The organism is Variovorax sp. dw_308 (assembly GCF_019207085.1).
In the GTDB taxonomy this organism is placed as follows: Bacteria; Pseudomonadota; Gammaproteobacteria; order Burkholderiales; family Burkholderiaceae_C; genus Variovorax.
This window is the reverse complement of record NZ_JAATOM010000060.1, coordinates 1-5,747: the sequence shown is the minus strand read 5'-3', so window position 1 is coordinate 5,747 and position 5,747 is coordinate 1. Positions and strand designations below refer to the sequence as shown.

Below are 5,747 nucleotides of genomic sequence, written 5' to 3'. Positions count from 1 at the left end.
GGGCCAAGATAGCGGTCTTCGATCCTGCAAGGGCCAGTCGCCCAAGAGGTATGCACTCGAGCTACGACAGCATTACCTTGTGACCGGCTGTAGATGGCACAGTCGGCTTCACGCTGGGAAGACCGGTCTCAGCCGTACAGCGTGAATTCGACCCGCGTCCGGGAACAACTGCAATCGCTGCGAACCCGCCGGACGGCAGTCGATGCCGAGGGACGTTCAACCAAGTCGGGCAGCGGCGACCGAGTTGCGTCCTGCCCGGATCCGCGCGTGAAGCGAGCGTGCCCTCTGTCCAATCAAACACTCAAAAGGTCGCGCTCGAATTCAGCAACGACGGCGAGACGTCCATCGTCACCATCGCCGGGCTGGTGAGATCCACGACGCGTCCATCGCATTGCGCCCAAGGTCTGCGTCGCGACGACAGCACGTCACCCCGTTCCCGGCTGGTCTGGAAGTACCGTAGCCCCCCGTCAGTCCAGGAAGCGGACCCGGCCCGACTCGAGGTCGTAGATTGCCCCGATCAGCTTCATTTCTCCCTCTGCGAGACGCGCCTGGACTTCACCCGTGCCGAGAAGCGCATGGACCGTATGACGCACGTTGGCCTCGACCGCAGCGTGCAGCAAAGCTTCGTGCGGCAGCGACGCATCGAGTTTGTCGAGAGCCGGGCCGATGTTTTCGAGCAGGGCTTCGATGCGGCTTTGTTGTGCGACGCCATGAAACTTTGAGCCGATCGCGGCATCCACGGCTCCGCATCCTTCGTGGCCCATGACGACGAAAAGCGGCGTGCGCAGATGCAGACCCGCGTATTGCAGCGTGCCCAGGATCGCGGGCCCGAGCACATTGCCCGCCACGCGAATGACGAAGAGCTCTCCGAATGAGGCGTCAAACACGAGTTCGGGCGGCACGCGGCTGTCGCTGCATCCCAGTATCGTGGTGTGGGGATGCTGCCCTTTCGCGAGGTCTGCGAGGACCTCCTTCTGCACAGTCGGGAAACGCGCAAGGCCATTGACGAAACGCTCGTTACCCTCCTTGAGGCACGCGAGCGATTCTTCCGCGGTGAACGACTGGGGATGACTGGCTGCCAAGATACGAGGCTCTCCGAAGTTGCATCCGGGATGCTACCCAACGATGTGCCCAAGGCCAAGTCCAGGACTCCCCACAGACCGCAGATCGATCGGATTCGCATTGCGGTTGCGTACGACTCTTCAAGACTGGTTGCGGCTGTTCGAGTTTTCAAGCTGAACGGCGGCAGCGGCTGAAAGCTGAATTACGCACTTGGCGCGGTGCGCGACTGCTGTCCCTCCAATCCTGACCTCGAATGGCAGGTCCCCTGTAGCGGCCAAACGAGATCGCGTTGAACGGCAGGTTCCGCATGCCGCGAAATTGCGTTCGGGGCCCGTTGCGGACAAAGCAGTCTTGGAAAAGCGGACGCCTGGGGCCACTGCCGCCTTCCTGCCGCGCGTGGACCAAAGCGGTTGCATGAACGCCGAACCAGCGCCTCGGCCCATAATCGCGCTACCGTCCGGGCGGTGATACGTGCACCGCAGAAAGGCCCTGAAATGAAGCCCTTCGCAAAGGCCCTCGCGATCGTCGGCGGCGCTGCCGCGGTCCTACTGGTAGGCGTATCCCTGTTCAACACAGTTGCAACTCCCGAAGCCGCAGCCGTCAAGACTCCCGTAGCACCAGCCATGCAGCTCGCATCCATCGGCCAATCGTGCAAGGACTACTATGCGGATCTCATGGCGCCTGGCCGACCTCGCGCTTCGCCCGAGGTCTTGAAGCCGATGGAGCCGTTCAAGACCCTGGACGGTGATGTTGTATTTTTGTACGGCAAGAAGGCGCCCGAATCAGGCGAAGCAGGTTATGCCGATCGCTGGATAGAGCACATAGACTCTTTCAAGCGCGTCGGATGCCATGCGGGCAACACCGTCACCTGGGCTGACGACGCCTCCACGACGGCGGCAGACTCGATGGGCAAGATCCTCCCAGGGCCTGCTCGGTCAAAGCCCGAGAAAGTGGACTACAGCTGGACGAAGGCCCGGGGCGGCGACGAACTTCGGTACCTCAACAAAAGCAAGCTGTGGGTAGAGATTCGCCGAAAGGATCCGATCACCGACGAAGAAAGTGTGCAGACGTGTGGCACGGAGCTCACCGGTGGGCTCGAAGATCAGATGAATAAACGCAAGGGCATCACGACTACCAGATCGCATCAGAACCTCTGCTGGGGTGGCGTGAACAAGAACATCATCTTTGATGGTGCCGACGAACGGCCGCAGTACGCTCCTTCGTATGGCGCAGCCCAGGTGGACGTGAAGTTCGAGATGCCCGATGCAACGAATGTCGTCAAGCACTACACCGCCTTCATTGCCACCAACTTTTCTGCCCTTGTGCTGCAGTGCGAAAACGGCGATTGCGAAAGCACCGACTTCGTGACCATGGCGCGCGCGGCCAACCAATTCACGATCCGGTTCAAAGCCGCAGCCGGTGGCGACATCGTGCAGATGTACTCCAGCGCGGCATTAGATCCATCCCTCAAGCCCAAGACCGCACCCGCACCCGTTGAAGTCAAGGGGCCGCCGCCGCCGATCGCCGCGCAATCTGCGCCTGCCACTTCTACGGCCCCACCATTTGAACCGACGGCGTCGGAAGTTCGTCCAAGCTTCGACTGCGCAAAAGCCAGAACAGTTGTAGAACACCTGATTTGCAATGACGCCTCTTTGGCATCCTTGGACGTGAGGATGAGCGACTCGTACAAAGATGCGCTTCGAACGACCGATGATCGCGCAGGGCTGCGCAAGGCCCAGAAAGCTTGGCTCGAAGATAGTCGGAACCGCTGCATGACGGTTGCGTGCCTCCAGAGTAGCTACGAGCAGCGAATTGCGAGCCTTTCGACCCCTGCGTCAAAGTAGGGCCGGTCAACTAATGCCTATGCCCTGAAGAACATCACAGCGAAGAAGGAAGCTGATGGCGCCATTCACCTCCAGTTCGGCAATCGCACCCCACGGGTGGCCAACTGTCTGCCTATCGTCGCGGGCTGGAACTACACGCTGCGCCTGTACCGCCCGCGGGCTGAAGTAGTGAACGGCAGTTGGAGTTTTGCAGTCGACTGCGGCTCAGTGACTGCTTTGAGGAGCCGAGTCATAGGGGTCCGCTTCTGGCCGTTCGGTAACTTGGACGAAGGTCAGCTTTTCTTGATGCTGAAGGACGGCACAGGGCCCCGAACGCCAGTTCGCGACATCCCGAACGCGCCGTTCGACGCGATTGCGGCTGGCCGCTACAGGGGACCTGCCGTTGGAGGGCAAGTTTCGATGTACAGCAGTCGAGCATCGGACCTGGGTGCTACGTCAGCGTTCAGCTGCCGCCGCCGTTCGGCTCGAAAACTCGAACAGCCGCAACCAGTCGAGGCCGTGTGAAAACGCTTCGTCAAACTGGCATCAACAAATAAAATTGTGGCACCCGTTCTCAGCGAGGTAGCCCATGAAGAGATTCATCGAAGGCGAGAGTCGCAGCCAAGTTTCGCTGCTGCCCGAATGCCTTGACGACTACATTGCCGAAGAGAATCCGGTGCGTGTCGTCGATGTCTTCGTCGATGAGCTGAATCTACAAGAGCTTGGTTTTGAAGGCACGCAACCGGCTGTCACTGGCAGACCTTCGTACCACCCCGCAGTGCTGCTGAAGATCTACATCTATGGCTACCTGAACCAGGTGCAATCGAGCCGGCGTCTGGAGCGCGAGGCGCAACGCAACGTTGAGCTGATGTGGCTGACGGGGCGGCTTGCTCCCGACTTCAAGACCGTCGCCGACTTCCGCAAGGACCATGGGGTGGCCATCCGCAAGGTGTGCCGGGAGTTCGTGTTGCTGTGCCGACGGCTCAAGCTGTTCGCCGACGGGATCGTCGCTGTCGACGGCAGCAAGTTCAAGGGCGTCAACAATCGAGACAAGAACTTCACCAACCACAAGATCCAGGTGCGGATACAGCAGCTCGAACAAAGCATCAGCCGCTACCTTGCCGAGCTCGATCGCGCCGACCGTGACCCGACCATTGTCCTGCCTGAGCGCGTCTCCCGTCTGCAGGAGAAGGTTGCCAAGATCAAAGAACAGATGCGTGAGATCGCTCGGATCGATCAGCACATGCAGTCATCGCAGGTAAGTCAGGTCTCGCTGACCGACCCCGACGCACGCTCGATGTCGACCAGCCGGCTCAGCTCGGCGGTCGTCGGCTACAACGTGCAAACGGCAGTCGACACGAGACACCACATGATCGTCGCTCACGAGGTAACCAACGAAGTGACCGATCGGGAACAGCTCGCATCCATGGCGAAGGCGGCAAAACAAGCGATCGGACACCCGAAGCCAATTGTGCTGGCTGATCGGGGGTACTTCTCAGGCTACGAGATCCTGGAGTGCGAGCGCGCTGGCATCGCAACGCTGGTGCCGAAACCGTTGACATCGAACAGCAAGGCGGAGGGGCGCTTTGACAAACGTGACTTCGTCTACGACGAGCACCGTGACGTCTATGTCTGCCCCGCTAAGCAGATCGCAATCTACCGGTTCACGGCCATCGAGAACGACAAGTCCCAACGCAAGTACTGGTCATCCGCGTGTCGAGGCTGCCACCTCAAACCTCAATGCACACCGGCTCCGTTCCGTAAGATCAGTCGATGGGAGCATGAAGGGGTCCTGGAGATAGTTCAGTCGCGTCTGGACGGCGTGCCCGAGGCTTCCAAGCTGCGACAGCGAACCGTGGAACACGTGTTCGGCACGCTGAAGGCTTGGATGGGTTCAACACACTTCCTGACCAGGACGCTGCCCCATGTGAGAACCGAGATGAGCTTGCAGGTGTTGGCCTATAACCTGCAGCGAGCGATCAAGATCGTCGGTGCCGCGAGACTGATCTCAGAGATGAAAGCGTAGGGCGGCACGCCCGCTCATCGTCTGCGAACCATGGCTTCTCTACCCGCTGCAAGCTTGCGGGTTTGAAAAGCGCATCGCAGCTACTCGATCGTGTTTGCACACAGCCTCAGTCTGGACCGGGTGTACGCCTTGAACCGCTGGGCTCGCCTATTGGTCAATTTCGGGCCTCCGTCGGCTTCGAGCACCGCACATTCTGGTTCCGTTCGGCAGCCACGCCAGTTCGATGAAGCGAGCTGTCGTCCCGCACTTGCCTCAGCCTGCGCGAGTTCCACGCAGAACGCGCGCACGACTTGCAAGACAGGTAGTCCTGCATCAGCCTGAAGGCCTCGTCGATACATCGATTCCGGTGAAGTAGGTCATTCAGCTCTCCTTCGTAGTGGGCTTACGAGTCTAGGAAGAGAACCCTGCAGGTCAATAAACCCGCCCGATCACCGATGCTTATGGCCGGGACCGCCAGTTTGCAGCCGCGCCGGGCAGCTGACTTTGATCGGCCGCCCCGACACCTCGGAGGTCAGCTCCCTGGCGCGACCTCGTGCTCACACTACCGGCCATGAGCCGAGGGCCATTGAGCTGTCTCCCCCGCCACACGGCGCATCAGTTCGCGCAGCGTTCGCATCTGCCACTGTTAACGCAGTCATGTTGACGATCCGGCGGACCGTGGCGCTCGCCGTCAGGATATGGACCGGTTTGGCGGCGCCAAGCAGCACCGGGCCGATCGCAATATTGCCGTCGGCGGCTGTTTTGAGCAGGTTGTAGGAGATGTTGGCGGCGTCAATATTCGGGAAGACGAGCAGGTTGGCGTCGCCCGCGAGTGCGCTGTGCGGCATCACCGCAGT

Annotated in this window: 3 protein-coding genes and 2 pseudogenes; 3 read left to right on the top strand and 2 right to left on the bottom strand. The window is 60.4% G+C overall.

The genetic code is table 11. The features are described from left to right. Nucleotides 1–467 precede the first annotated feature (467 nt). Nucleotides 468–1,082: a carbonic anhydrase gene (locus HCU76_RS35955; protein WP_218512012.1), complete on the bottom strand. Its 615-nt coding sequence runs from the start codon at nucleotides 1,080–1,082 to the stop codon at nucleotides 468–470. Between the two features lie 474 nt (nucleotides 1,083–1,556). On the opposite strand from HCU76_RS35955, the gene HCU76_RS35950 reads away from it, so the two are divergent. The 3 genes and pseudogenes from HCU76_RS35950 to HCU76_RS35945 all read left to right on the top strand — a co-directional run bounded on the left by HCU76_RS35950 (nucleotide 1,557) and on the right by HCU76_RS35945 (nucleotide 4,911). Then, a complete protein-coding gene (locus HCU76_RS35950; protein ID WP_218512011.1) occupies nucleotides 1,557–2,906 on the top strand; it encodes a lysozyme inhibitor LprI family protein in 1,350 nt (449 codons plus the stop codon). A 21-nt stretch (nucleotides 2,907–2,927) separates the two neighbouring features. Beyond that, a pseudogene (locus tag HCU76_RS37465) lies at nucleotides 2,928–3,410 on the top strand (hypothetical protein); the annotation flags it as partial. A gap of 64 nt (nucleotides 3,411–3,474) precedes the next feature. Continuing rightward, the gene (locus tag HCU76_RS35945; protein ID WP_218512010.1) at nucleotides 3,475–4,911 is read left to right on the top strand and encodes an IS1182 family transposase; all 1,437 of its coding nucleotides are present in this window, start codon (nucleotides 3,475–3,477) and stop codon (nucleotides 4,909–4,911) included. A gap of 599 nt (nucleotides 4,912–5,510) precedes the next feature. Here the strand turns inward: HCU76_RS35945 and HCU76_RS35940 are convergent. Then, nucleotides 5,511–5,747, bottom strand: a pseudogene (locus tag HCU76_RS35940) (phosphate acyltransferase); the annotation flags it as partial.

Excerpts from the sequence above, each read along its gene's own strand:
- HCU76_RS35950 (WP_218512011.1), top strand. The coding sequence starts at position 1,557 with ATGAAGCCCTTCGCAAAGGCCCTCGCGATCGTCGGCGGCGCTGCCGCG.
- HCU76_RS35945 (WP_218512010.1), top strand. The coding sequence starts at position 3,475 with ATGAAGAGATTCATCGAAGGCGAGAGTCGCAGCCAAGTTTCGCTGCTG.